This is a genomic window from Dietzia sp. NCCP-2495, from assembly GCF_026011735.1.
Lineage (GTDB): Bacteria > Actinomycetota > Actinomycetes > Mycobacteriales > Mycobacteriaceae > Dietzia.
Genome location: NZ_BRVN01000060.1, coordinates 1 through 1,185 on the forward strand (window position 1 = coordinate 1; position 1,185 = coordinate 1,185).

The following is a 1,185-nucleotide window of genomic DNA, read 5'->3' on the forward strand; positions in this document are numbered from 1 at the left end:
CTGACCGTCGCGGTGGCTGACTAGAAGCGGATTTGTCGGCCCGCTCGGGGGATCGCTACGCACGCGACCGGACGGGCGTTTGTGACCTCATAGGAGCTTGGTTCAGAAGCCCCGCCACTGTCTTGTCCGCCCGCCTGGCCGGCGCGTGCTGCCCCACCGGGATCAACGAGAAAGGCAGCAGTGACCATGATGTCCGATCAGCACGTGCATGTCATCGCCGGAGTGGATACGCATGGCCAGACCCATCACGCGGCGGTGATCGACTCCCTCGGGCGGCATCTGGCCGACCGAGAGTTCCCGGCCACGGGTTCCGGGTACCGGCAGCTACTTTCATGGCTCGGCGGCCACGGCACCGTGCAGGCCGTTGGGGTCGAGGGCACCGGAGCCTACGGCGCCGAGCTTTCTCGGGTGCTGGCCCGGGCCGGACTACCGGTGGTCGAAGTCGACCGACCCGACCGCAAGACCCGGCGGATGAAGGGCAAGTCCGACCCGATAGACGCCTATGCCGCTGCTACCGCGGTCGCCTCCGGGCGTGCCACTGGCGTGCCGAAGACCCGCGACGGGATCGTGGAGGCCGTCCGGGCCTTGCGTGTGCCTCGGCGCTCCGCGGTCAAGGCCCGCACCCAAGCGATCAACCAGGCCAGGCAGCTGGTGATCACCGCTCCGGAGGAATTGCGAGCCCAGTTGCGTGGCCTGCCCGCCCGCGAGCTGGCCGCAGTCTGCGCCCGGTTCCGTCCCGGCGACCTCGCTAGTCCCCTCGGCGCGACCAAGGCGGCACTACGCATTCTGAGCCGCCGGATCCTGGCACTGAGTGAGGAGATCGCCGACCTCGACGTCGAGCTGAAAGCCCTGACCGCGCAGACAGCTCCGACCCTGATGAACCGCATGGGCGTGGGACCTGACGTCGCCGGGCAGCTTCTGGCCACCGCGGGCGACAACCCAGACAGGCTGCGCTCTGAAGCTGCGTTCGCGCACCTGTGCGGCGTGGCCCCGATCCCTGCCTCTTCAGGACGACGAGACCGACACCGACTCAACCGCGGTGGCGACCGGGCCGCGAACCACGCCCTGCATACCATCGCACTGAGCCGCATGCGCTGGGACGAACGCACCCGCTCCTACGTTGACCGACGAACCGCGCAAGGCCTGTCCAAGAAAGACATCATGCGCTGCCTCAAACGCCACATC

Annotated in this window: 1 protein-coding gene; it reads left to right on the plus strand. The window is 68.4% G+C overall.

Going from position 1 to position 1,185, the window contains the following annotated elements:
- Positions 1-204 precede the first annotated feature (204 nt).
- A partial coding sequence (locus tag OPF83_RS17360; protein WP_264888903.1) for an IS110 family transposase occupies positions 205-1,185 on the plus strand: 981 nt, incomplete at its 3' end.